Origin of the sequence: Actinomadura citrea (assembly GCF_013409045.1) — a bacterium.
Lineage (GTDB): Bacteria > Actinomycetota > Actinomycetes > Streptosporangiales > Streptosporangiaceae > Spirillospora > Spirillospora citrea.
The window spans coordinates 7,902,018-7,927,779 of the sequence record NZ_JACCBT010000001.1 but is presented as its reverse complement, the minus strand read 5'-3'; the positions used below and the strand labels follow the sequence as shown (position 1 = coordinate 7,927,779).

The following is a 25,762-nucleotide window of genomic DNA, read 5'->3' as shown; positions in this document are numbered from 1 at the left end:
ATCGCCGGGGATCGCCTACCATCGCCCCGTGAGCGTCAAAGCTGTGATCACCGACTGGGGCGGCGTCCTCACCTCCCCCCTCGCCGAGGCCGTCGAGGTCTGGCTCACCGCCGACCGCATCGACGTCGAGCGCTACAAGACCGTCATGCGCGCCTGGGTGAAGCAGGCCTACGACGGGGCCGGGACGAATCCCATCCACGGCCTGGAGGACGGCACCCTGCCCACCTCCGAGTTCGAGCGGCTCCTCGCGGCCGAGCTGCTCACCGTCGACGGCGCCCCCGTGGAGGCCGCCGGGCTCATCGCCCGGATGTTCGGCGCGTTCGCCCCGGTCGAGCCGATGTACGAGGCGCTGCGCGCGGTCCGCGCCGGGGGCGCCCGCACCGCCCTGCTGTCGAACTCCTGGGGCAACGAGTACCCCCACGACCTGTTCGCCGAGCTCTTCGACGCGATCGTCATCTCCTGCGAGGTCGGGATGCGCAAGCCCGACGAGCGGATCTTCCGGCACGCCCTGGACCTGCTCGGCCTGGCCGCCGCCGAGTGCGTCTTCATCGACGACATCGAGCACAACGTCCGCGCCGCGCAGGCCCTCGGAATCCGCGGCATCCTGCACACCGCCCCCGACGCCACGATCGCCGAACTGCGCGGGATGGACCTGCTGCCCTGACCGTCTGGCAGACTTGCTGACCGTCATGCGCGTCTACCTGCCGTCCACGCTCACGCTGCTCGCCGGCGTCCACGCCGCCCGCGAGATCGCTCCCGCGCCGCTCGCCGCCCACGCCGTCACGCCCGCCCTGCGCGAGTGGTACGCGGGCGGCGACCAGGAGGAGCTGGAGTACGCGGCGATGTCCGCCGCCGCCCGCGCCTCGCTGCGCCTGCTCGCCGCCGACCCGTCCGTCCCGCGCCGCCGGGTCGTGCTGGCCGCCGAGGTCCCCGACGACCAGGTCTCCTGGGCGCGCGGCGACATCGCCCTCGGCAACGGCGACCGCGCCCTCGTCCAGATCGCGACCCCCGTCCCGTGGAAGCGGATCGCCTCCGGCCACGTCGACGACCCCGACGCCGCCCCCGACGTCGCCGCCGCCGCGCAGGCCCTCGCCGCCGCCGACGCCGGAGACGAGGACGCCCGCTTCACCGTGGACGGTGCCGAGGGCCACGAGCTCCTCTGGTACGCCACCCAGGAACTCGTCCACCTCCTCGACTAGCGGTCCGGGCGCGGGGTAGGTCCCTCGGCACGTCGACAATGCCGTCGGATCGCAGGGAGACGTCAGATGGACGCCGTCACCGCCGTGCCGGTTCCAGTGAACGAACCGGCCAGGACGTACGCGCCGGGAAGCGCCGAGCGGGCCGCGCTGGAAGCCAGGATCAAGGAGCTGGGCGGCGCGCAGACCGAGCTGACCATGGCGATCGGGGGCGAGCGGCGCATGGGCGCGGGCACGCCCGTCGACGTCGTGGAGCCGCACGACCACGGGCACGTGCTCGGCCGGATGGGCGAGGCGACCGAGGCGGACGTGACCGAGGCCGTCGCCGCGGCGCGGGAGGCGGCGCCCGCCTGGCGGGCCATGTCCTTCGACGACCGCGCCGCGATCTTCCTGCGCGCCGCCGAGCTGCTCGCCGGGCCGTGGCGGTCCACGGTGAACGCCGCCACGATCCTCGGCCAGTCCAAGTCGGTGCAGCAGGCCGAGATCGACGCCGCCTGCGAGCTGATCGACTTCTGGCGGTTCAACGCCCGGTACGCGCAGCAGATCCACGAGCAGCAGCCGCTGTCGCCGCCGGGGGTGTGGAACAGGCTGGAGTACCGGCCGCTGGAGGGCTTCGTCCTCGCCATCACCCCGTTCAACTTCACCGCGATCGCCGGGAACCTGCCGACCTCGCCCGCCCTGATGGGCAACGTCGTGGTGTGGAAGCCGTCCCCGACGCAGCAGCTCGCCGCCCACCACACGATGCGCCTGCTGGAGGCCGCCGGCCTCCCGCCCGGCGTGATCAACATGGTCACCGGCAACGGCCGCGCCGTCTCCGCGGTGGCCCTGCGCCACCCCGAGCTCGCCGGCCTGCACTTCACCGGCTCGGCCGCCACGTTCCAGAACCTCTGGCGGACGATCGGCGAGAACATCTCCGCCTACCGAGGCTACCCGCGCATCGTCGGCGAGACCGGCGGCAAGGACTTCGTCGTCGCCCACCCGTCCGCCGACCCGGCCGTCCTGAAGACGGCGCTCGTCCGCGGGGCCTTCGAGTACCAGGGCCAGAAGTGCTCCGCCGCGTCCCGCGCCTACATCCCGCGCTCCCTCTGGACCGCCATGCGCGACGATTTCTGCGCCGAAGTGGACGCCCTCACCATGGGCGACGTCGCCGAGGATCTGTCGGCCTTCATGGGCGCCGTGATCGACGACCGGGCCTTCGCCAAGCACCGCCGCGCCATCGACCGCGCCCGCGGGACCGACGGCGTGCGCATCCTCGCCGGCGGCGAGCTGGACGACTCGCGCGGCTACTTCGTCCGCCCCACGGTCCTGGAGTCGCCCGACCCGACCGACGAGATCTTCACCACCGAGTACTTCGGCCCGATCCTCGGCGTCCACGTCTACGAGGACGCCGACTACGCCGGCGTCCTCACCCAGATGGAGGGCGTCTCGGACTACGGCCTGACCGGCGCGGTCGTCGCCGACGACCGCGCCGCCATCGCCGAGGCCACCGAGCGGCTCCGCTTCGCCGCCGGGAACTTCTACATCAACGACAAGCCGACCGGCTCGATCGTCGGCCAGCAGCCGTTCGGCGGCGCCCGCGCGTCCGGCACCAACGACAAGGCCGGTTCGATCTTCAACCTCACCCGCTGGACGAGCGCCCGCTCCATCAAGGAGACCTTCGTCCCGCCGACCGACCACCGCTACCCGCACATGGGCTGAGGCCCCGGCCGGGTCGTTCCGGGGGCCGACCGCCAGATCCCCGGGCACCCTTCACCATCGGTCGAAGGGGTGGGAGGCTTGACGATAGGCTCGCCTCGCCGTCCGGTGGACGGCGCCCGAGCACACCCCCTGGAGCCGTCATGGGAACGGGATGTCGACGCTGAACCGTCTCGTGCTGTGGAACATCGACCACACCCTGGTCGACGTCGGACGGATCACTCGGGACGCCTATGCCGAGGCGTTCCAGCGGACCATCGGGCGTCCGCTCGTGCGCCTGCCGCCCACCCCCGGCCGCACCGAATCCGAGATCATCTTCGAGACCCTCGCGTTCAACGACGTCGTCACCACCGACGACCACCTCCCCGCCTTCTTCGACGCGCTGGCCGAGGCGTTCGCGAACCGCCGCGCCGACCTGCGCGCGCACGGCCGCGTCCTGGCCGGCGCCGGGGAGGCCGTCGAGGCGCTCGCCCACGTGCCCGGCGTCGTCCAGTCGGTGCTGACGGGATCGCTCCAGCCGAACGCGGTGCTGAAGGTGACCGAGCTCGGTCTCGCCGCCCGCCTGGACCTGGAGGCCGGCGGCTACGAGAACGGCGTCTACAGCAAGGCCGCCCTCCTGGAAGTCGCCCGCGCCCGAGCCGGCGAGCGCCACGGCGCCCGCTACCCCGAGTCCGCGACCGTCTACGTCGCCGACTCGCCCCGCGACGTCCAGGCCGCGCACATCGCCGGCTCGCCGATCATCGCCGTCGCCACGGGGAGCGCCACCGAGGCCGAGCTCCGCGCGGCCGGCGCGGACAGGGTCCTGGCGACGCTCGCGGACACGCACGCCGTGGTGAGCGCGGTCGCCGACCTGACCCGCATGTGAGCCGAGCCCGCATCTGAGACAAGGTTGTCACCTTGGAAAGGCGGCGCCGCCCGCACACTGTCGATAACTTTGAGTAATCACTTGACGTCAAGGAGTGATTATCGTGCCGTGTCGTGCCGTCGCCCTCTCCGCCATCCTCGCCGCGGCCCTCGGCGCCGCGGCGTTCCTCCTCACCACACCCCCGGCCGATCCCGCCCGAGCCTCCGCGGAACGCGCCGGAGAGATGTTCGTGTGCGAGCAGGTGGAGTCGCGATATCCCCAGGTCTTCGGCCGGAACTGCAACCCCGGCCGATGGGGGCCGCTCTCGGACTTCACCGTCATCGACCGCCGCAACGACAACACCTACCACTGCCGGACCGGCTGGGCCGAGGGTTCGCTCTGGGCCGACGGCCAGGACTGCCGGCCCCAGCGGGGCTGATCCTTCCGGCAGGGCGCTTCCTCGGCGCGGCGGCCCGACACAACGCCGCGCCTGCGGGTGTGCCCTCTCCACGCTGCCCGTTCTTCCGGAGGTGTGGGGCCGGGGGATGTCCGGCGCCGATTCTGTGTGGGGGCGCGGGGTTGTCCGAGGACGGGTTTTGACCTGCGATAGGACCGGTTTCGGGGCTTGGCGGCGGGCGTGCCGGGCAAGTTGCGCGGTGTGCCGGGCGGGGCCGATGCTGGGATGGCCGCGCGGCGTGGCGCGGCGGGGAGGGAGAGAGATGGCCCGGGAGGTATCCGAGGGTTCGGCGCTGTGGGAGCCGTCGGAGGAGGTGGTCGCGAACGCGCGGGTGACGCGGTTCGCCCACTGGCTGGGGGACCGGGGCGTCCTCAAGGAGTCCTACGACGAACTCTGGCAGTGGTCGGTCACGGAGGTCGACGCGTTCTGGGACGCGATCTGGTCGTACTTCGAGGTCGTCGGCGAGCGCGGTGACGGACCCGTCCGGACGGGCGGACCCATGCCGGTCGACGGGCTGAAGTGGTTCCCGGGCGCGACCCTCAACTACGCGGCGAACGCGCTGCGCCGGGCACAGGAGACGCCCGAGGAGACGGCGGTCGTCTTCCGGTCGGAGGCGGGCGGGCACCGGCTGCTGTCGTACCGGGAGCTGGCGATGCACGTCGCGGAGGTGCGCGCGGGCCTGGCCGAGCTGGGCGTGGGCAAGGGCGACCGGGTCGCCGCCTACATCCCGAACATCCCCGAGGCGTTGATCTGCTTCCTGGCCACGGCGTCGCTGGGGGCGGTCTGGTCGTCGTGCTCCCCCGACTTCGGGTCCTCCTCGGTGATCGACCGGTTCGCGCAGATCGAGCCGAAGGTCCTGATCGCCGTGGACGGCTACGCCTACAACGGCAAGAGCTTCGACCGCCGCGGGGTCGTCGCGGAGATCGAGGCCGCGCTGCCGACCCTCGCCGCCACCGTGCTCGTCCCGTACCTGGACCCGGCCGCGACGCCGGAGGGCCTGCGCGTCGGCATGCACTACGGCGCCCTGCCCCGCCCGGGCCACGACACCCTGGAGTTCGAGGACGTCCCGTTCGACCATCCGCTGTGGGTCGTGTACTCGTCCGGGACGACCGGGTTGCCGAAGCCGCTCGTCCACGGTCACGGCGGCGTGGTCCTGGAGCACCTCAAGGCGCTGTCCTTCCACCAGGACCTCGGCCCTGAGGACGTGTTCTTCTGGTACACCACCACCGGCTGGATGATGTGGAACTACCTCGTCGGCGGCCTGCTGGTGGGGTCCACCATCGTCATGTACGACGGCGCCCCCCTCGACCTGTGGTCGCTCGCCGCCGAGAACGGCGTCACCTACATGGGGGTCGGGGCGCCCTACATCTCCGCCTCGGCGAAGGAGGGGCGCCGCCCCGGCGAGGAGTTCGACCTGTCCGGCCTGCGCGGCATCGGCTCCACCGGCTCGCCGCTCCCGCCCGAGGGCTTCGCCTGGGTGTACGAGGCGGTCGGCCGCGACCTGCTGCTCGGCTCGTTCTCCGGCGGAACCGACCTGTGCACCGGCTTCGTCGGCCCCTCGCCGCTCCTGCCGCTGCGCGCCGGCGTCATCCAGTGCCGCGGCCTCGGCGCCAAGGTGGAGGCGTTCGGCGAGGACGGCAAGCCGGTGATCGACGAGGTGGGGGAGCTGGTCATCACCGAGCCCATGCCGTCCATGCCCGTCTTCTTCTGGAAGGACGAGGGCAGCGGGCGCTACCGCGACTCCTACTTCGACATGTACCCGGGCGTGTGGCGGCACGGTGACTGGATCAAGGTCCTGCCGGACGGCGGGTGCGTGATCTACGGCCGGTCCGACTCCACCCTCAACCGCGGCGGCGTCCGCATGGGCACCTCCGACTTCTACCGCGTCGTCGAGGCGTTCGAGGAGATCAGCGACAGCCTCGTCATCGACACCGGGCGGCTCGGCCAGGAGGGCCGGCTGCTCCTGTACGTCCAACTCGCGGAGGGCGCGTCGCTCACCGACGAGCTGGCTGCGGACCTGCGCAGGCGGATCCGGGCCGCGCTGTCGCCCCGGCACGTCCCGGACGAGATCACCGCCGTGCCCGGCATCCCGCGCACGCTGTCCGGCAAGAAGCTGGAGGTCCCCGTCCGCAAGATCCTCCAGGGCACCCCGGTCGACCAGGCCGCCAACCGCGACTCCATGGCCAATCCCGAGGTGCTCACCCACTTCACCCCCTAGCCGCGGCGTAGGCGAGGACGTCGCGGCGGCGGTACAGCCGCCGCACGCGGCCTCCTCCCAGCGGCTCCACCCGGGCGGGCTCCGGCCAGCCCGCGGGCGGGCGCCTGGCGTAGACGGTGACGCTCGTCTGCGCCAGGCCGAGGATGCGGGCGGCCTCCGCCAGGGTGACCAGATCGTCCGGCCCCTCCTCGGCGGGGCGCTCCTCCAGGGCGCGATACCAGGCCGTCCAGGCGGCCTCGTCCCAGTACAGGGCCTTGCCGGCGCGGTGCGCGACGTCGGGGTGGCCGTTGGACGCGCGGTCCGCCCAGAGCTGCTTGAGGCGGTGGCGGCTGAGGTCGTGGCGTTCCGCCAGCTCGTCGCGGGTGGCGAGGCCGGGCGGGACGCCCCGGCTCCGGCGCGCCGCGTACCAGCGGTCCCACTCGGCGGCGTCCCACGCGAGCTGGGAGCCGACCGTCCCCACCGGCTCGGGGTGGCCGTTGGCGGCGCGCTCGCGGTACCACTTCTCCAGGGTGCTGCGGCCGAGCCCGTGGTCGTCCATGAGTTCGGCGCGCGTGCGAACGCGGCGGCCGTCGAGTGTCGCCATGGGCTCAGTGTCCCGTGTGTGGCAGCGTTCCGCTTGTACGCCCCCGCTCCGGCGGCGACACTGCTTGGCGGTGCCCCTGTCCACTGGGGAACACCACTTCCGTAGTGACAGCGGGCGCGCCCCCGGCGCTGGGGGAAGTAACGCCATTAGGGTGGTCTACGACCCAAAGCCGGCCCGCGGAGATGATCGTCCATATCGCTCCGAATGGTCGCGGGATCGGGTGAACTTGGCTCCGGTCTCGCGCGTCTCACAGTCGGAGGGGTGATCCGGGTCGGGGCCCGCTCGATTCGCCGATCAAGGAGAGGGACGGTTCCACGCATGGAGGTTGGGGCGCTGCGGTCCGGAGACCCGGACCGGCTGGGGACCTACGCCCTGATCGGCCGGGTGGGCGAGGGCGGCCAGGGCACGGTGTTCCTCGGCGTGGCCGAGGACGGCCGGCAGGTCGCGATCAAGCTGCTGCACGCCGAGCTGGCGTCCGACGACAAGGCGCTCGCCCGCTTCCTGCGCGAGCTGGAGGTCGCCAAGCAGGTGGCGCCGTTCTGCACGGCGCAGGTGATCGACGCCGACGCGACCGGCGACCGGCCCTACATCGTCAGCGAGTACGTGCCGGGCCCGTCGCTGAACCAGCAGGTGCTGGAGGACGGCCCGCTCGCCGGCGCCGCGCTCGACCGGCTCGCCGTCGGCACCGCCACGGCCCTCGCCGCCATCCACCAGGCCGACATCGTGCACCGCGACTTCAAGCCGCACAACGTGCTGATCGGCCCGGACGGCCCGCGCGTCATCGACTTCGGCGTCGCCCGCGCGCTCAGCGGCGGCACCACCCTGACCAGCCGGGTGATCGGCACCCCGTCCTACATGGCGCCCGAGCAGATCAGCGGCGACGAGGTCGGGACGCCCGCGGACGTCTTCTGCTGGGCGGCGACGCTGGCGTTCGCCGCGACCGGGGAGCCGCCCTTCGGGCAGGACACCATCCCCGCCGTGATCAACCGGATCCTGCACGAGGAGCCGGAGCTCGGCGACCTCGACGGGCCGCTGCGCGACCTGGTGCTCGACTGCCTGGAGAAGGACCCGTCCCACCGTCCGGGCGCCCGGCAGGTGCTGATGCGGCTGCTCGGGCACGAGGAGGCCGCGGTGCGCCCGGCCGCCCGCCCGTCCGGCGACACCGACGAGACCGCGATGCTGGCCGCCGGGTCCGTCCTCGCGGCCGAGGGCGGCGACGAGGACGAGGCGTTCGAGCCCGCCGCCGCGTTCGCCGACGACTCCCTCCCCGCCGAGAGCCCGATCTTCGACGACCCCTCCTTCGACGACGCCTCCTTCGCCGCCCCGGCCGAGGCCGCCGCCGTCCCGGACGCGTACGAGGCCGGCCCGCTGGGCACGCCCGGCGCATGGGCCGCCGACGAAACCCTGCCCGGCGCCGGAGAGAAGGGCGGCGGTCTGCGGCGCTCGCTCGCCGGCTCGGGACGCTCCGCCGTGCTCGCCGGGGCCGCCGCCCTGGTCGTCGCGGTCATCGTGGTCTCCTCCGTCCTGCTGCTCGGCTCCGGCGACAGCGGCAAGGCGGGCCGCAAGGTCAGCGACCCGAGCGCGCCGCCCGCCTCGACCGACGTCGTGCCCACCACCGCGGCGCCGACGAGCCGCCGGCCCGTGGAGGAGGAGCCGCCGACGTCCTACGAGCCGACGCCCACCGGCAGCCCCACACCGACCGGCAGCCCCACGCCGACCGGGTCCCCGACCCCGTCCGACTCGCCGACCGGCCCGGTGCCGAGCGACACCCCCACCGGTCCGGGCGAACCGTCCACCGGCCCCAGCGACCCGCCGTCCGACCCGCCGTCCGACCCGCCGACCGACCCTGGAGACGGCGGTACCGGCACCGGGACGGGCACCGGCGGGCAGGCCGCGGGCTGACACCCCGGCAGCACCGATTTTCATGATCACCCCGGGCCGCCCCGGGCGCCCTGGCAGGGTGGGGTAGGCCACGTCGGCCATCCACGCGACCAGGTCGGCTTTGGGGCGATTCCTGGTTACGCTCGTGCAGTGAGCGGCGCCACAACGAGGTGGCGATGGGTCTCTAGGGGAGATAGTCGATGAGCGGCATGCTCGATCAAGCGAAGGACGACCTGCTCCGGCGGGCCGCCGAGACGTGCGCGCGGCGTCCGGACGCGCGCGGGGACGTGGAGGAGGTTCTCGCCTACCTCCGCCTCTACTACCGCCAGGTCGCGCACGAGGACCTGCTGGAGCGGGACCCGGCCGACATCTGCGGGCGCGCGATGGCGCACCGCGCGCTCGGCGAGGAGCGGCCGCAGGGACGCGCGAAGGTGCGCGTCTTCACGCCGACGCTGGAGGAGGACGGCTGGAACCCCGGCTGCACCGTCGTCCAGGTCGTCACGGACGACATGCCGTTCCTGGTCGACTCGGTGACGATGGAGCTGAGCCGGCACCAGCTCGCGACCCAGCTGATCGTCCACCCGCTGCTGGGCGTGGACCGCGACGTCGCGGGCCACCTCAGGGCGTTCCGCGGCAAGCACGACAGCGACATCGACGTCGACGAGTCGTGGATGCACATCGAGGTCGACCGCACCACCGACCAGGCCGTCCTGGACGTGCTGGAGAAGGACCTGATCCGCGTCCTGCACGACGTGCGGGTCGCCGTCGAGGACGAGCCCAAGATGCGCGCCCGCGCCCACGAGATCGCCACCGCGATCCAGGAGATCCCGCCGCCGCTGTCCGACAAGGAGCTCGGCGAAGGCGTCGAGCTGCTCGACTGGCTGGCCGACGGGCACTTCACGTTCCTCGGCTACCGCGACTACACGCTCAACGACGGCGGCACGGCGCTTCGCCCCGAGCCCGGCTCGGGCCTCGGCGTCCTGCGCAACGACAAGCGCGAGTCCGCGGGCTTCGCCGCGCTGCCGCCGGAGGTCCGCGAGAAGGCGACGGAGAAGAGCCTGCTCGTCCTCACCAAGGCGAACTCGCGTTCCACCGTCCACCGCCCCCTGTACCTGGACTACATCGGGGTGAAGAAGTTCGACGAGGCCGGCGAGGTGATCGGGGAGCGCCGGTTCCTCGGCCTGTTCACGCACGTCGCCTACAGCGAGTCGATCCGGCACGTCCCCGTCCTGCGGCCCAAGCTCGACGAGGTGCTGGAGCGCGCCGGCTTCACCCCCGACAGCTACGACGGCCAGGACCTCATCGAGATCCTGGAGAGCTACCCGCGCGACGAGCTGTTCCAGATCTCGGTGGACGACCTGCTGAAGATCTCCCTCGGCGTGCTGCGGCTGCGCGAGCGCCGCCAGCTGAAGCTGTTCCTGCGCAAGGACCTGTACGGCCGCTTCATGTCCTGCATGGTCTACCTGCCGCGCGACCGCTACACCACCAAGGTCCGGCTGCGCATCCAGGACCTGCTCAAGGAGGCGTTCGAGGGCGTCAGCGTCGACTACAGCGCGAACGTGACCGAGTCGAACCTGGCCCGGCTGCACGTCGTGGTCCGCGGCGAGCGCGGCCGCCCGCTGCCGGACGTGAACGTGGCGGCGCTGGAGGAGAGCCTCGCCGACGCCACCCGCTCCTGGGAGGACGACCTCGCCGACGCGATCGTCCAGCAGTGTGGGGAGGAGCGCTCCGGAACGCTCGGCCGCTCGTACGGCGAGGCGTTCCCCGAGGGCTACAAGGCCGACTTCCCGGCCCGCACCGCCGTCGCCGACCTGCGCCGCCTCGACGCGCTCGACGAGGCGGTCGACACCTCGATCGACCTGTACGAGCCGGTCGGCGCCGGGCCCGGCGAGCGGCGGCTGAAGATCTACCGGCTGGGCGAGCCGATCTCGCTGTCGCGGGTGCTGCCGCTGCTGCAGAACATGGGCGTCGAGGTGATCGACGAGCGCCCGTACGAGATCAACACCTCCGACGGCCGCCGGTTCTGGATCTACGACCTCGGGCTGCGGTACGTGCCGCCCGCCGACGTCCCGGAAGACGCCGTCAAGGACCTGTTCCAGGACGCGTTCACGGTGCTGTGGCGCGGCGACATCGAGAACGACGGCTTCAACGCGCTCGTCCTGCACGTCGGCCTGACCTGGTGGCAGGCGATGGTCCTGCGGGCCTACGCCCTGTACCTGCGGCAGGCGGGCGCCGCGTTCTCCAAGCGCTACTTCGAAGAGGTGCTGCTGCGCAACGCCTCCATCACCCGGCTGATCATCCGGCTGTGGGAGAGCAGGCTCGACCCGACGCTGCAGGGCGGCGAGGAGGAGCGCAGCGACGGCATCACCGAGGAGATCCGCGGCAAGCTGGACGACGTCGCGAGCCTCGACGAGGACCGCATCCTGCGCTCCTACCTGGCCCTCGTCCAGGCGACCCTGCGCACGAACCACTACCAGAACAAGCCGTACCTGGCGATGAAGTTCGACCCCGCGGGCATCCCGGACCTGCCCCAGCCCCGCCCCACGTACGAGATCTTCGTGTACTCGCCGAAGGTCGAGGGCGTGCACCTGCGGTTCGGGTCGGTCGCGCGCGGGGGGCTGCGCTGGTCGGACCGGCGCGAGGACTTCCGCACCGAGATCCTCGGCCTGGCCAAGGCGCAGGCGGTGAAGAACACCGTCATCGTCCCGGCGGGCGCCAAGGGCGGCTTCGTCGGCAAGCAGCTGCCCGACCCGTCCGTGGACCGGGAGGCGTGGCAGAAGGCCGGCATCGACTGCTACAAGGACTTCATCTCCGGCCTGCTCGACCTCACCGACAACCTCGTGGACGGCAAGGTCGTCCCGCCGCCGAACGTCGTCCGCCACGACGGCGAGGACACCTACATGGTCGTCGCCGCCGACAAGGGCACCGCGACGTTCTCCGACATCGCCAACGGCGTCGCCGCCGACTACGGGTACTGGCTCGGCGACGCGTTCGCCTCGGGCGGCTCGGTCGGCTACGACCACAAGGGGATGGGCATCACCGCCCGCGGCGCCTGGGAGTCGGTGAAGTACCACTTCCGGGCCCTCGGCAAGGACATCCAGAACGAGGACTTCACCGTCGTCGGCATCGGCGACATGTCCGGGGACGTGTTCGGCAACGGGATGCTGCTGTCGGAGCACATCCGCCTGGTTGCCGCGTTCGACCACCGGCACATCTTCCTCGACCCCGACCCGGACGCCGCCGCCTCGTTCGCCGAGCGCCGGCGCCTGTTCGAGCTGCCGCGCAGCAGCTGGGCCGACTACGACACCTCCCTGATCTCCAAGGGCGGCGGCGTGTTCCCCCGCACCCTCAAGTCGATCCAGATCACCCCGCAGATGCGGGCGATGCTCGGGCTCGGCGACGGGGTGAAGACCCTTCCCCCCTTCGAGCTGATCCGGGCCATCCTGCGGGCGCCGGTCGACCTCCTGTGGAACGGCGGCATCGGCACCTACGTCAAGTCGTCCGCCGAGAACAACGCCGATGTCGGCGACAAGGCCAACGACCCCGTCCGGGTGGACGGCGCCGAACTGCACTGCAAGGTCGTCGGCGAGGGCGGCAACCTCGGCGTGACCCAGCTCGGCCGCATCGAGTTCGCGCGCGGCGGCGGCCTGATCAACACCGACTTCATCGACAACTCCGCGGGAGTCGACACCTCCGACCACGAGGTCAACATCAAGATCCTGCTCGACCAGGCCGTGCGGGACGGCGAGCTGGCCGGCAAGCAGCGCGACGGCCTGCTCTACGAGATGACCGACGAGGTGGGACGGCTCGTCCTGCGCGACAACTACGCGCAGAACGTGGTGCTCGCCGCGGCCCGCGCGCAGGCGCCCGCGATGCTGCACGTCCACGCCCGGTACATGCGCAAGCTGGAGCGCGACGGCCGCCTGAAGCGGCGCCTGGAGGCGCTGCCGGACGACAAGGCCCTCGCCGAGCGGCGCCAGTCGGGGCACGGGCTGACCAGCCCCGAGTTCTCGGTGCTGCTCGCCTACGCCAAGCTCGCCCTAGACGCCGACCTCGTCGCCTCCGACCTCGCCGACGACCCCTACCTGGAGTCGTGGCTGGTCGACTACTTCCCGACGCCGCTGCGCGAGCGGTTCCGCCCCCACATGGACCGGCACCCGCTGCGCCGCGAGATCATCACGACCGCCGTGGTGAACGACGTGGTCAACGCGAGCGGCTCCACGTTCGTGTTCCGCATGAACGAGGAGACGGGCGCCTCCTCGTCCGACATCGCCCGCGCCTACCTCGTCGCCCGCGACGTGTTCCAGATGCCGCGGTTCTGGCGGTCGGTGGAGAGCCTGTCGCACCACGTCGAGGAGACGACGCAGGTCGCGATGCTGCTGGAGGCCCGCAAGCTCACCGAGCGCGGCGCCCGCTGGCTGCTGCACAACCGGCGGCCCCCGTTCGACATCCAGGAGACGATCGACTTCTTCTGCGGCGGCGCGGCCACCCTGAGCGCGCACCTGTCGAAGCTGCTGGTCGGGCTGGACCTCGCCGCCTTCGAGCAGCGCCGTGACGGCTTCGCCGAACTGGGCGTCCCGGACGAGCTGGCCGAGCAGTGCGCCACGTTCGTCCCCGCCTACTCCACCTTCGACGTGGTCGGCATCGCGCACGACACGGAACGTCCGGTGGAGGAGGTCGCCGAGATCTACTTCGACCTCGCGGACCGGCTCCAGCTGTCCCGCCTGCGCGAGCGCATCATCGCGCTCCCGCGCGACGACAAGTGGCGCTCGATGGCCCGCTCCGCCCTCCGCGACGACCTGTACGCCGCGCACTCCGCCCTCACCCGCGACGTCCTCGTCACCAGCGAGCCGGGCGGCAACCCCGAGGAGCGGATGGTCCACTGGGCGGACAAGAACAAGCCGGCCGTCCAGCGCGCCCAGCAGACGCTGAGCGAGATCTGGGAGAGCGACAGCTTCGACCTGGCAACCCTGTCGGTCGCCCTGGGCGCCATCCGCACCCTGGTGACCTCCAGCAGCCTGCCCGCTGAGTAGATGGCTTTTATCTCCTCCTTCGGGCCTTGACGGCCCTCCATCGTCGATAAAAGCGGGCGATCGCTGGCATCGCTCCGACTCGCCTAGCGGCTCGCTTCGCGATCAGGTTCTCGCTTCGCTTGAACCTGCCTTCGGACGCGATCGCGACCACTGAGGTCGTCGCGTGGTTCACCCGGACCACGCGGCGGCCTCACGCGGTCGAAGTCAGCGAAACCGATTCGCCCCGCACGCGCCCTTTGCCGGAGACAGGTGCTGGCCGATGACAAGCCATTCCCAGGAGAGGTGCAGCGTCCCAGCGGCCTCACCATCACGCTTGGCGTACCCCTCCCGGTCGTAGTCGAGCTGAGGCGGCTTCCCCCGAAAGGTCAGCCAGTGGGCCGCACGCCATTCGGCCTGGGCGCCCGTCCTGACGGAAATCCAGCGCCCCACACCAGGCTGGGCCCCGCGATCGCGGTTCGAGCGAAGCGAGAACCTGATCGCGAAGCGAGTCGCTAGGCGAGTCGGAGCGATGGCAGCAAATCCAGGAGCACAAACCCCGGGCACCACAGAACCACCCGACAAGCTGGGGTTCCGCGATCGCGTCCGAAGGCAGATTCGAGCGAAGCAAGAATCTGATCGCGAAGCGAGTCGCTAGGCGAGACGGAGCGATGCCAGCGATCGCCCGCTTTTATCGACGATGGAGGGCCGCCAGGCCCGAAGGAGGAGAAAAAGCAAGAAACCATCGAGTGCCGGCCGGTTCCGCTGCAGCGGTCAGGAGGAGCGGGCCGGCCGGCACCCGACGGGGTTCAGGAGCCCTGGGCGGTGACGGCCTTGCGGTACATGCCGCTGATGGTGGCGCGGCCCTTGGGCGGGACGGTGGCCAGGTACTGCACGAGGACGGTGGTGTCCAGGCGCGTCCGGGCGGTGGTGGACGGGGCGAGTCCGATGAGGTCGCCGCTCACGGCCAGCCTGCCCCGCTGGGCCGACGAGTATGCCTCGTTCTGCTTCAGGACGTACCAGACGACGGCCCCGCGGTCCTTGGTGCGCAGCCCGTAGACCTTGTACCCGGCGGGGGAGAAGCGGGACGAGAGCGTGACGCCGCGCCCGGCGAGGGTCTTCTCGCCCGCCTTGAGCGCCTTGTAGGTCTCGCTGGTCTTCGCCCCGTCCGCCAGGACGGACGCTCCGGAGGCGCGGGGCCCGTCCGTGAGCAGCGCCGCATGGGCCTTGGGGAGCTTCGCGGGGGCGACCGCGAGGTCCTTGACGTCGGGGGCGACCGGGGTGGCGTACCCCTGCGGGTCGAGCGCGACGCGGCCGAGGGCGAGTTCGGACGGGTACGGGTCGGCGGCCAGCAGCCACGGCGCGTTCTGCCCGGCCTGCGTGAACAGGAGCGCGTGCCGCAGGGCCTGCTTGCCCTTGCCGCTGACGGCGTCGGCCGCGAACCAGTGCGGGTAGCCGGTCAGGCGCGGGATGTAGAAGGTCGTGTGGGTGAAGGACACCTTGGGCGGGCGCTGACGGACGGCGCGGCGGAGCTTGAGCGCGGCGACGTCCATGGTGAGCTGCGGGTCGGTCTCGACCGTGCGCAGCGCCCTGCCGTTGAATCTGAACCCCGCCTGGTTCATGCCGGTGGCGAAGGACGCGAGTACCTGCTGTGCCTGCTCCTTGGTGAGGGCGGGCGCCCTCTGCGGCTTCCCCGGAGCCGCGGAGGAGGTGTTGTCGGAGCAACCGGTGCTCACGGCGGCGGCCATCAGGCCGGATAGAAGGATCGGAACGAGAGTGCGTGTGGCCATGAGGCCCCCCGAATGGCGACGTTGGTCCGGACCACCCGGCATCCTCGCAGAGTGATCATGTGATCACTCTGCGAACACGAAAGTCGGCGGGAAAAGGTGGGGGACCGCTCGGGGCGCGATCTCGGGTCAGGCGCTCTCCTGCTGGCGCAGCCAGCGGATCTCGGCCTCGATGAACTCGTCGATGTCGCCGTCCAGGACCCCGGAGGTGTTGCCGACCTCGACGCCGGTGCGCAGGTCCTTGACGATCTTGAACGGGTGCAGCACGTAGTTGCGGATCTGCGTGCCCCAGCTCGTGGTGCCCTCGCCGCGCAGCTCGGAGAGCTCCTCCGCCTCCTCCTTGCGCTTGCGCTCCAGCAGCTTGGCCTGCAGGACGTTCATCGCCGTGGCCTTGTTCTGGAGCTGGCTGCGCTCGTTCTGGCAGGAGACGACGATGCCGCTCGGGATGTGGGTGATCCGCACGGCCGAGTCGGTCGTGTTGACGCCCTGGCCGCCGGGCCCCGACGAGCGGTACACGTCGATCCGCAGTTCGCTCTCGTCGATCTCGACGTGGTCGCTCTGCTCCACCACCGGCACGACGTCCAGGCCCGCGAACGACGTCTGCCGCCGGCCCTGGTTGTCGAACGGGGAGATCCGGATGAGCCGGTGGGTGCCGTGCTCGCCGCGCAGCGTCCCGTAGGCGTAGGGGGCCTTGACGGCGAACGTGGTCGACTTGATCCCGGCCTCTTCGGCGTAGGACGTGTCGTAGATCTCCGTCGGGTAGCCGTGCCGCTCGGCCCAGCGCAGGTACATCCGCTGGAGCTGCTGGGCCCAGTCGGCCGCGTCGACCCCGCCGGCCTGCGCGTTGATGGTGACCAGCGCCTCGCGGGCGTCGTAGGCGCCCGACATGAGGGTGCGCACCTCGAGCTGCTGGACGGCCTTGTGCAGCGCCGCCAGCTCCTCGTCGGCCTCCGTGCGCGTGTCGGCGTCGTCCATCTCCCGGGCCATCTCGTACAGCGTGGCGGCGTCGTCCAGCCGCTGCCGCAGGCCCTCGACCCGGTTCAGCTCGCTCTCCAGGTACGACAGGCGGCGCGTCACCGCCTGGGCGCGCTCCTGGTCGCTCCACAGGTCGGGGTCGGCCGACTGCTCGCGCAGTTCGGCGATGTCGCGGCGCATGGCGTCGAGGTCCAGCACCTGTTCGATGCTGGACAGGGTCGAGCCGAGCTCCTTGAGCTGTTCTTCGGGTTCGATGCCTGCCACGGTCCGAGCTTATCGCCGTCCCGGCACTGCTTATCGCCTCGTGGCGGGCGACCGGAGGTCCGGTCAATACCATGCGGATGGCAGAATCACGGGCCGAGGAGGTCGGCCGAGGGCGGCCGGCCCTGGATTCTCGGTCCGGGGGACGGGTCTTTGCACAGCTTCCTGCGGGTGGTCGCGGCCGGGGCGCTGCTCACCCTGCTCACCGCCGCGGGCTGCGCCGAGGGCAGGACGGAGGCGCGGCCGACCGTCACCATGCCCGAGACGTCCCCGCCCGCGCCGGTGGCGCTCACCCCGCAGGTCGCCGACCGGGCGTTCCGCTCCTACGTCACCGACGAGGACGTGGCCAGGGCCGCCGGCGACGAGCGCCTCGCGCTGACGTGGACGTCGGACGGCCAGTCCCAGCTGACCGCGGCGGAGTTCCGCAAGGCCGCCTACGACGGCGACCCGGTGCGGCGCTTCGTCTACGGCAAGCCCAAGGTGTACGTGCCGAAGCTGAAGGACGCCGCCTACCCGCAGTGGTTCGTGGTGTCCGTCGACCGCTCGGTCGTGGATCAGCCCGAGAGCAGGCGCAGGGCGCTGATGGGCTTCATCCTGCGCGGGCCGTCCGACCACTGGAAGCTCACGCTCGCGACCCTCCTGCAGGAGAAGGCCAAGGAGCCGGAGATCGCGGTCGACGCCGCCGGGTACGCGACCGCCATGAGCGCGGAGGACCCCTCCGTGCTGATCCGTCCCCGCGACGTCGGAGGGATCCAGGCGACGATCGCCGCCGAGGGACCGCGCAGCGTGGCCGCGAAGGTGATGCGGTCCAATCCCGTCACCACCGGCTTCTACCAGGAGGCCAAGCGCGCGAGGAAGAAGGCCAAGAAGAAGGACATCACCTACACCGCCGTCTACACCGCGACGCCGTTCCCCTACTTCGGGCTGCGGACCGAACACGGCGGCGGACTGGTGATCTACTCGCTGTTCCGCAACACCTCGCTGATCGCCAAGGACCCCGGCACGCCGAAGCCGGAGATCCCGCAGGAGGCCGAGCACCTGCTCGACGGGACGGTCGAGGGCAACGAGGTCGACACCACGGCCACCCTGCACTTCGCCGCGTACGACCCGCCGAAGGGCAAGAAGGGCGCCGCGCGGCCGAAGGCGCACATGGTCGCCGACGACGGCGCCGTGACGAAGGCGGGCACGCCGCCGATCAAGAAGCCGTGACGCCCGTGGGGCGCCGGGCCCCGTCAGCCGTAGACGCGCTGCAGGACGAGCGCCGCGAACAGCAGCGCGACGAGGACCGCCAGGACGACGGCGGGCGGCACGGACGGGCCGTGGTCGTGCAGCTCCGAGCGGGCCTCCCGGCAGGTGGGGCAGCGTCCCTCCACCACCGGGTTCGAGCACCGAGCGCAGATGAGATGTTCGCAGCTCATGTCGTGGGCCCCAATCTTCGGCAACGGCATGTGGTCCGTACGGGAAGCGTCGGCCTGTCTGGTCGTTCGTCCACCTATTAGGTATCTTTCGCCAGCATCCAGCGTAGCCGGACTGTATGGTCGTTCCGGCAAGTCCGGGGGCTAGACGGTATAAAACGGCCGGACGTCGGGAGACGGTTCACATGGCACTGATCGGACGTCACGCACTGATCGGACGCGGTGCCGGCCCCGGACGCCCGTACCACTGCGAGTGGGACGAGGTGGTCGCCTCTCCCCTCTACACTGCTCGAAGGCTCCGCGTCCCACCTGGCCGTGAAGCCGGGCGGCGCAGGCAAGGGGCCACGGACGCTTCCGTGGCCGCGGGCCGGCCCGCTCCCCAACCCCTACAGCGAACCGCCGTGATGCAGCCGTGATCCATTTCGACAACGTCACCAAGGTCTACCCGAGCCAGAACCGGCCCGCCCTGCAGCATGTGAACGTCGCCATCGAGAAGGGCGAGTTCCTGTTCCTGGTGGGGCCGTCCGGCTCCGGTAAGTCGACCTTCCTGCGCCTCGTCCTGAAGGAGGAGCGTCCTTCCCAGGGTCACGTGCACGTGGCGGGCAAGGACCTGAGCAGGCTGAGCAACTGGAAGGTGCCGCACCTGCGCCGCAGGATCGGCTGCGTCTTCCAGGACTTCCGGCTCCTGCCCAACAAGAACGTCTTCGAGAACGTCGCGTTCGCCCTAGAGGTGATCGGCAAGCCGCGGCGCTTCATCGGCAAGGTCGTCCCCGAGGTCATCGACCTGGTCGGCCTGGAGGGCAAGGCCCACCGGATGCCGGACGAGCTGTCCGGCGGTGAGCAGCAGCGCGTCGCCATCGCGCGGGCCTTCGTCAACCGCCCGATGATCCTGCTCGCCGACGAGCCGACGGGGAACATCGACCCCGCGACCTCGATCGGCATCATGAAGGTGCTGGACCGCATCAACCGGACCGGTACGACCGTCGTCATGGCCACCCACGACGCCGCCATCGTCGACGCCTTCCGCAAGCGCGTCGTCGAGCTGGAGGACGGCCGCGTCGTCCGCGACCAGTCGCGCGGCGTGTACGGCCAGGCGTACTGACACGGGCGTACTGACACAGGCGTGCCGACACGGGCGCACTGACATCTGAACCATCGATTCCCGCCGGGTCGTAGGAAACCCAGAGGGGTGCCCGAAAGGAAGCCGCCCACGCCGCATCCCGCGGCCGCCCGGCTCCCGGCCCAGCAACGGCGATCAAGGACAGCGAGGCATGCGCGTACAGTTCGTTCTCCAGGAGATCTGGATCGGTCTCCGCAGGAACATGACGATGACGATCTCCCTCGTCATCACCGTCGCCATCGCCATGGCGCTCTTCGGCACCGGGCTGCTCCTGCGGCAGCAGGTCTCCGCGTCCAAGAGCTACTGGTACGACAAGATCGAGGTCTCGATCTTCCTGTGCGCGAAGACGAGCTCCAACCCCGTCTGCCAGAAGCAGGACGTCACCGACCAGCAGCGGCAGACGCTCAAGTCGCAGCTGGAGAAGATGCCGCAGGTCTCGCAGGTCCAGTACGAGAACAAGCAGCAGGCCTACACCCGCTTCAAGGACCGCTTCGCCGGCTCGCCCGGGTTCGTGGAGAGCACCCGCGAGGGCGACATCCCCGACTCGTTCCGGGTGAAGCTGAAGAACCCGGAGGAGTACAAGGCGGTCGCGCAGGCGATGCTCAACCAGCCCGGCGTCGACTCGGTCATCAACGAGCAGGAGATCCTGAAGCGGTTCTTCCGGATCCTGAACGGCCTGCAGGTCGCCGCGTTGACGATCGCCCTGATCCAGGTGATAGCGGCGGTGATGCTGGTCGGCAACACCGTCCGGCTGTCGGCGTTCAACCGGCGCCGGGAGACAGGGATCATGCGGTTGGTCGGGGCGTCCAACACCTATATCCAGCTGCCGTTCATCCTGGAGGGCGCAATCGCCGGGCTGATCGGCGGGTTGTTCGCGTCGGTGCTGCTGATCTTCAGTAAGAAACTCCTGGTCGACAGACTCGCGGGGGACGTCCAGCTCGTCAGCCAGCTCGGCTGGAGCGTGGTGATCCTCGTCATCATCGTGTCGATCTGCTTCGGCGTCCTGCTGTGCGCCGTCTCCTCGTTCCTGACCCTGCGCAGATACCTGCGAATCTGACGTGACGGCCGGATCCGGCCCAACCGCCGGATCCGGGCCGCGGCGCCGCCCTACACTTGGCCGCATGACCCCCTCCGCGCCTCCGTCGCGCCCGTGTCCCCGCTGAGCAGGCGACCGGGCGGTGTGCTGCGCGGCGCCGCCATCGCGGCGGCGATCGTCTGCGCCTACGGCGCGGGCGTCGTGAGCGGTTCGGGCTCCGAGCGGCACGCGGCCGTCGCCGGGGGCGGCTCCGTCCTGGACGAGGCCGCCACGAAGATCGGCGGCCGGTCCGCGCGGCCCGTCGACCGCGGCGCGCTCGACCGCGCCGCCATCGAGGGCATGCTGCGCGGGCTCGGCGACCGGTGGGCGCACTACTACTCCGCCCGCGAGTACGACGACGTCGAGGGCCGCCTCACCGGCCGCTACAGCGGCGTCGGCCTGTGGCTCGGCAGCGAGGACGGCGACTCCCGCGTGCTGGTGGCGAGCGTCCAGCCCGGCACCCCCGCCGCCCGCGCCGGCGTCCAGGCCGGCGACGTCGTCACCCGCGTCGGTGACGCCGCCGTGACCGGCTGGGACATCTCGCGCGTCGCCGAGGCGCTGCGCGGGCGTCCGGACGAGACGGTCGAACTCACCGTGGAGCGCGAGCGTCGAACCAGGAGATTCCACCTCGTCCGCACGAAGGTCTCTGGAGGGGACGTCACCGTGACCGAGCTTTCCGAGCGCGCGCGGATGATCCGGGTCGGCGCCTTCACCCGCGGGACGGGCCGGCAGGTCCGCGCGGCCGTGACCGGGCGCTCGCCCGCGGGCCGTCCCGACGGCGGCGTGCTGCTCGACCTGCGCGGCAACCCCGGCGGGCTGCTGGACGAGGCGGTCGAGACGGCGTCGGCGTTCCTGGCCGGGGGCCCGGTCGTGACCTACGAGCCGCGCGGCAGGCCCGTCCAGCGGCGCACCGTCACCGCCCCCGGCGACGCCCGGACCCCGCTCGTCGTGCTCGTCGACGCGGGCACCGCGAGCGCCGCGGAGATCGTCGCGGGATCCCTGCGCGACCGCGACCGCGCGGTGATCGTAGGATCGCGTACGTACGGGAAGGGCTCGGTGCAGGAACCCCTCCGGCTCGCCGACGGGTCGGTCATCGAGCTGACCGTCGGTCGCTACCGCACCCCGAGCGGCCGTAACCTCGACGGGGTCGGTATCGAACCCGACGTGGAGGTCTCCGCCGACCGCCCCGCCAAGGCGGCCGAGCGGCGCGCCCGGACGGTGCTGCGCGGCCTCCACGCGACGATGCCGGGCTGAAGACGACGACGCGGGACGAGGACTGAGGACGTGGCACGGGACACCGGGCGGAAGAACGACACCGGGCGCAAGCTCATCGCCCAGAACAAGCGGGCCCGCTACGACTACCACGTCGACGACACGTGGGAAGCGGGCATGGTGCTCATGGGCACCGAGGTGAAGGCCCTGCGCGCCGGCCGGGCCTCCCTGGCCGACGGCTTCGCGCACGTGCGCGACGGCGAGGTGTGGCTGGAGAACGTCCACATCCCCGAGTACACGCAGGGCACCTGGACCAACCACGCGCCCCGCAGGCGCCGCAAGCTGCTGCTGCACCGCCGCGAGATCCAGAAGATCATCGCGAAGTCGGAGGAGCCGGGCTGGACGCTGATCCCGCTCTCGCTGTACTTCAAGGACGGGAAGGCCAAGGTCGAGATCGGCCTGGCCCGTGGTAAGAAGTCCTACGACAAACGCCAGGCCATCGCCAAGCGGGAAGCCGAGCGGGAGATGCAGAAGGCTGCGGCGGCCCGGTTCAGGAGACGGTGAAGGGTGTCGATGACGAACCGAGGCCGGAGGCGGGCCCGTGCCGGGGCCCGGAGGCCGCTACTCTCGCCCGCGCGGCGCCGGGCGGTCGCGCTGGCGGCCTGCGGCGCCCTGGTCGGGACGATGACGACCGGGTGCTGGGCCGAGCCGTCGGCGATGCCCGCCGTCCGCGACTTCCTCATCGCCTGGCAGGTCGGCAACTACGAGGCCGCGGCCGGCCGGACGGTCGGCGCCGACCGCAAGCAGGTCGAGGACGCGCTCGGCCGCGTCCGGCAGCAGCTGGACGCGGCGTCCCTGCGCCTGTCGCTCGGCACCGAGGTCGAGGGCTCCGGCGTCGACCAGATCGTCAAGAAGGGCGACGAGGCCGACGCCCGCTTCACCGTGAAGATCGACCTGGGTGAGAACGGGCAGCCGTGGGAGTACCCCGGCCTGATGCACCTGCGCCGCGTCGGCGGCATCTGGAAGGTCGTCTGGGACTCGTCCATCATCAACACCAAGCTGAAGCCGGGGCAGCGCCTCGCCGTGGTGACGCAGGTGCCCAAGCGCTCCCCGATCACCGACACCCAGGGCCGCTCCGCGCTGCGCGAGATCGGCGCCTACCAGGTCGGGGTGTTCCCCGGGCAGCTCGCCGACCCGCAGAAGACCATCGACCAGCTCGCCAAGCAGACCAAGATCGACGGCGGCCGGCGGCTGGACTCCGAGCGCCTCCTCGGCCGCGTCCGGTCCGCCCCTCCGCAGACGTACCTGCCGCTGCTGACCCTGCAGGTCCCCACGCACAACGCGCTGATCCAGCGGCTCACCCACATCCCGGGGCTGCGGTTCCAGGGCGTCCGCGCGCCGATCGCGCCCGCGTACGCGCCCGAGCTGATCGGCAACCTCGGCCCCGCCACCGCCGACCGGCTCCAGCAGGTCGGCGCCCCCTACCAGCCGGGCGACACGATCGGCGTCAGCGGCATCCAGCTGCTCCAGCAGCGCCGCCTCGCCGGGACGCCCACCGTCAGCGTCGTCGCGCAGGACGAGACCGGCAAGAGCACCGAGCAGCTGCGCTCCTGGCCCGGCCAGGAACCGCAGCAGGTCCAGACGACCCTCGACCCCGGCTACCAGCGCCACGCCGACGAGGCGCTGGCGGGCCTGCAGTTCCCGGCGTCCATGGTCGCCGTCCGGCCGAGCACCGGCGAGGTGCTCGCCGTGGCCAACCGCGGCACGGGCGGCCAGAACTTCGCGTTCGAGGGCCACTATCCGCCCGGCCTGACCTTCGGGATCGTGTCCGCGGAGGCGCTGTTCTCCCAGGCCGGCATGAAGCAGTCCACCGAGACCACCTGCCCCGGCACCGTCACCGTCGGCGGCAAGGCCTTCACCAACAAGGCCCGCCCCGACAGCAGCTTCGCCAACCACTTCGCCGCGTCCTGCAAGACGACCCTCGCGCAGCTCAGCAGCAAGGTGGACGCGCAGACCCTCCTCCGGGAGGCGTCCCAGCTCGGCCTGGGCAAGAACTGGGGCCTCGGCGTCCCCGCCTTCACCGGCTCCGTCCCGGCCCCCGCGAACGACGGCGAGAAGGCCGCGGCCATGGTCGGCGAAGGCGCCGTCCAGGTCAGCCCCCTGGCGATGGCCATGGTGGCCGCCGCCGCCTACAGCGGCACCTGGCGGCCTCCCTACGTCCTCAAGGACCCGTCCACGACGGCCCAGGCGCCGCAGGCCCAGAGCCTGCCGCCCGAGTCCATCTCCAACCTCAAGAAGGTCCTGAGCCGCACCGCGTCCCGCGGCAACGCCCGCGGCGCCCGCGTCTCCGGTGACGTCGTCGGCGTCGCCGCCCTCACCACCTACAACGAGGGCGGCCGCACCAAGACCGTCTCCTGGTTCGTCGGCTCCAGCGGCGACCGCGCCTTCGCCATCGCCGTCGAGGGCGTCGTCAACACCCCGGCGCTGGCCGCGAAGTTCCTGGGCGGCTAGCTTTGTCAGCTCTTTACGGACAGGACGCAACCAACCAGCCCCCTGCGTGCGTCTTTACGGGTGACTGAGCCACCGCTTGGGGGGTTGCGGACTCAGTCGCCGTGATGAGACCAGAGCCTCGTCTCGGGGGAGGCTCTGCCGTCCGGACCGGCCCGACCCTGCCGGTCGACCCCGGTGGACGCGACACCGATCGCGTCCACCGGGGTTCACGTGTGTCCGGAGGGAATCACGTTGCCCCCGCACGCGTTATCCTTGTAGCGTCATCGTGTGGACGTCCTCGGACGGACGCTTTGACAACTGAACATGGGGGTGACCGGCTTCGACTTCGGTCGTTAGAGCCAGGGGAAGCGGGTCGAGGGTTGCTGTCGTGACCTCGTTAATCCTGTGACAGCAAACCAATAACTGCCAACAAGAAGCAGTCCGAGTTCGCCCTCGCCGCCTGAGCGAGGAGTGAACTCTGTCAGCCCGGGAGCGTCTCCGTCCCGGGGTCTGGCATCGTAAGGAGACTTCACCTGCCGGTCCGGTCGCGGGCCCGGTAGGGACACCCAACAGCGACTGAGCCCGTCGGCGACACGCCTGCGTGAGCGCCGGGACTGAGAAAACGCTAAGCAGGCTGCACCCGGAGAAGCCCTGACCCATCACCGAAGGACGCGGGTTCGATTCCCGCCACCTCCACCAGCTATAACGGCCCGACCGAAACTTGTGTTTCGGTCGGGTCGTTGTGCGTCCAGTTGCTGTGGCGGCCGCTGCCGTCTGCTCGGCCTTGCCGGCGACCACATCCCGCTCAGGCCGGTGCTGAACGGCTACCGGGGTGGAGTCACGGCGGCGTCATCCCACTTGGCCCACGTCGCCTCGGCCAGCCCGGCCATGGCGATGGCGTCGTCTGGATTGATCGCCAGTGCACGTTCAGCGGCCACGGCCAGATCGATGCATCGGGGAACCTTGTCGTCCGGTCGAACTGAGGCGCGTCAGTAACCGCCATCATGTCCTGTGGCAGCCGACCGTGATCGTCGGGCTCGGTGTCTACGATGCGCTCATGCCTGGACTCCGAGCCGTCGTGACCAGCAGGGCGCCCTCTGACGGTCCCCTTCTCGATTTCGACCTCGTCGACCGTGACGGTCACCTGCTCGTCATCGGTACCGACCAACACCTCGGTTTCTCCTGAGACCCGACGACTGATCAATGGGCCGAGCATCGGCTTGACGTCCCGTCCCGAGAGTTCCCCTTCGTTGAGCTCAGTCGGATCAGCGCAGGGTCCGGCATACAAGGAAGACGCCCCCGATGCCGGCGACCTCGACGGGGACGAGCCTGGTGAGTACGTGGACGAAGACGATCACTATTGGCTGGTGACGGAACTGGAATGTGCCGGGAGCGTTGCGGCGGGAACGCTGTGGGGCAGGGCGGTCATCGCGTCCATCGGTGTGGACGGAGGGACGTTGAGGTAGCCGATGGGCGCTTTCCCGGCCGAGCCGCCGCGCGCGGTCCCTGCCGAGCAGCCAGGCGGGCGGATACACCCGGAGCAC

The 25,762-nt window shown here is 71.2% G+C and carries 19 protein-coding genes and 1 other RNA gene; 16 read left to right on the top strand and 4 right to left on the bottom strand.

Going from position 1 to position 25,762, the window contains the following annotated elements; genetic code table 11:
- The first annotated feature begins 28 nt into the window (after positions 1 to 28).
- The 6 genes from BJ999_RS36275 to BJ999_RS36250 all read left to right on the top strand — a co-directional run bounded on the left by BJ999_RS36275 (position 29) and on the right by BJ999_RS36250 (position 6,410).
- A complete protein-coding gene (locus BJ999_RS36275; protein ID WP_229809996.1) occupies positions 29 to 664 on the top strand; it encodes an HAD family hydrolase in 636 nt (211 codons plus the stop codon).
- Positions 665 to 689: 25 nt separating this feature from the next.
- Positions 690 to 1,199, top strand: coding sequence for a DUF6912 family protein (locus BJ999_RS36270; protein WP_179839045.1), 510 nt, complete (start codon positions 690 to 692; stop codon positions 1,197 to 1,199).
- Between the two features lie 66 nt (positions 1,200 to 1,265).
- A complete protein-coding gene (pruA, locus tag BJ999_RS36265) occupies positions 1,266 to 2,894 on the top strand; it encodes an L-glutamate gamma-semialdehyde dehydrogenase (RefSeq protein WP_179837435.1) in 1,629 nt (542 codons plus the stop codon).
- 151 nt (positions 2,895 to 3,045) lie between these two features.
- On the top strand, positions 3,046 to 3,756 hold the full coding sequence (locus BJ999_RS36260; protein ID WP_179837434.1) for an HAD family hydrolase: 711 nt from the start codon (positions 3,046 to 3,048) through the stop codon (positions 3,754 to 3,756).
- Between the two features lie 103 nt (positions 3,757 to 3,859).
- Positions 3,860 to 4,174: a hypothetical protein gene (locus tag BJ999_RS36255; RefSeq protein WP_179837433.1), complete on the top strand. Its 315-nt coding sequence runs from the start codon at positions 3,860 to 3,862 to the stop codon at positions 4,172 to 4,174.
- A 280-nt stretch (positions 4,175 to 4,454) separates the two neighbouring features.
- Positions 4,455 to 6,410 carry an acetoacetate--CoA ligase gene (locus BJ999_RS36250; protein WP_179837432.1) on the top strand — a complete coding sequence of 652 codons (1,956 nt, stop codon included), beginning with the start codon at positions 4,455 to 4,457 and terminating at the stop codon, positions 6,408 to 6,410.
- On the opposite strand, the gene BJ999_RS36245 is transcribed toward BJ999_RS36250, so the two are convergent.
- Entirely contained in the window at positions 6,400 to 6,993 is a 594-nt protein-coding gene (locus BJ999_RS36245) for a hypothetical protein (RefSeq protein WP_179837431.1), read from the bottom strand. The two genes, BJ999_RS36250 and BJ999_RS36245, sit on opposite strands and share 11 nt — an antisense overlap.
- Positions 6,994 to 7,311: 318 nt before the next feature.
- Here BJ999_RS36245 and BJ999_RS36240 point away from each other — a divergent pair, with 318 nt between their 5' ends.
- Together BJ999_RS36240 and BJ999_RS36235 are read left to right on the top strand one after the other, a co-directional pair.
- A complete protein-coding gene (locus BJ999_RS36240) occupies positions 7,312 to 8,895 on the top strand; it encodes a serine/threonine-protein kinase (RefSeq protein ID WP_179837430.1) in 1,584 nt (527 codons plus the stop codon).
- Positions 8,896 to 9,074: 179 nt separating this feature from the next.
- Entirely contained in the window at positions 9,075 to 13,907 is a 4,833-nt protein-coding gene (locus BJ999_RS36235) for an NAD-glutamate dehydrogenase (RefSeq protein WP_179837429.1), read from the top strand.
- 785 nt (positions 13,908 to 14,692) lie between these two features.
- Here BJ999_RS36235 and BJ999_RS36230 read toward each other — a convergent pair.
- Together BJ999_RS36230 and prfB are read right to left on the bottom strand one after the other, a co-directional pair.
- Entirely contained in the window at positions 14,693 to 15,631 is a 939-nt protein-coding gene (locus BJ999_RS36230; protein WP_179837428.1) for a DUF8094 domain-containing protein, read from the bottom strand.
- Positions 15,632 to 15,799: 168 nt separating this feature from the next.
- Entirely contained in the window at positions 15,800 to 16,909 is a 1,110-nt protein-coding gene (prfB, locus tag BJ999_RS36225) for a peptide chain release factor 2 (RefSeq protein ID WP_179837427.1), read from the bottom strand.
- Between the two features lie 150 nt (positions 16,910 to 17,059).
- On the opposite strand from prfB, the gene BJ999_RS36220 reads away from it, so the two are divergent.
- Entirely contained in the window at positions 17,060 to 18,115 is a 1,056-nt protein-coding gene (locus BJ999_RS36220; RefSeq protein WP_179837426.1) for a DUF8094 domain-containing protein, read from the top strand.
- 23 nt (positions 18,116 to 18,138) lie between these two features.
- Here the strand turns inward: BJ999_RS36220 and BJ999_RS36215 are convergent, their stop codons facing one another.
- Positions 18,139 to 18,324 carry a hypothetical protein gene (locus BJ999_RS36215; RefSeq protein ID WP_089315961.1) on the bottom strand — a complete coding sequence of 62 codons (186 nt, stop codon included), beginning with the start codon at positions 18,322 to 18,324 and terminating at the stop codon, positions 18,139 to 18,141.
- A 409-nt stretch (positions 18,325 to 18,733) separates the two neighbouring features.
- On the opposite strand from BJ999_RS36215, the gene ftsE reads away from it, so the two are divergent.
- The 7 genes from ftsE to BJ999_RS43310 all read left to right on the top strand — a co-directional run bounded on the left by ftsE (position 18,734) and on the right by BJ999_RS43310 (position 25,404).
- The gene (ftsE, locus tag BJ999_RS36210) at positions 18,734 to 19,423 is read left to right on the top strand and encodes a cell division ATP-binding protein FtsE (protein ID WP_067453578.1); all 690 of its coding nucleotides are present in this window, start codon (positions 18,734 to 18,736) and stop codon (positions 19,421 to 19,423) included.
- Positions 19,424 to 19,592: 169 nt separating this feature from the next.
- The gene (gene ftsX, locus BJ999_RS36205) at positions 19,593 to 20,498 is read left to right on the top strand and encodes a permease-like cell division protein FtsX (RefSeq protein ID WP_179837425.1); all 906 of its coding nucleotides are present in this window, start codon (positions 19,593 to 19,595) and stop codon (positions 20,496 to 20,498) included.
- Between the two features lie 93 nt (positions 20,499 to 20,591).
- Positions 20,592 to 21,770, top strand: a complete 1,179-nt coding sequence (locus tag BJ999_RS36200; RefSeq protein ID WP_229809995.1) for a S41 family peptidase — start codon at positions 20,592 to 20,594, stop codon at positions 21,768 to 21,770.
- 30 nt (positions 21,771 to 21,800) lie between these two features.
- Positions 21,801 to 22,292 (top strand): SsrA-binding protein SmpB, encoded by a 492-nt coding sequence (gene smpB, locus BJ999_RS36195; protein ID WP_179837424.1) that lies wholly within the window; start codon positions 21,801 to 21,803, stop codon positions 22,290 to 22,292.
- A gap of 9 nt (positions 22,293 to 22,301) precedes the next feature.
- A complete protein-coding gene (locus BJ999_RS36190) occupies positions 22,302 to 24,239 on the top strand; it encodes a penicillin-binding transpeptidase domain-containing protein (RefSeq protein ID WP_268247754.1) in 1,938 nt (645 codons plus the stop codon).
- A 305-nt stretch (positions 24,240 to 24,544) separates the two neighbouring features.
- Positions 24,545 to 24,917: a transfer-messenger RNA gene (gene ssrA / locus BJ999_RS36185) on the top strand.
- 358 nt (positions 24,918 to 25,275) lie between these two features.
- Positions 25,276 to 25,404 (top strand): hypothetical protein, encoded by a 129-nt coding sequence (locus BJ999_RS43310; RefSeq protein WP_268247753.1) that lies wholly within the window; start codon positions 25,276 to 25,278, stop codon positions 25,402 to 25,404.
- Positions 25,405 to 25,762: the final 358 nt, after the last annotated feature.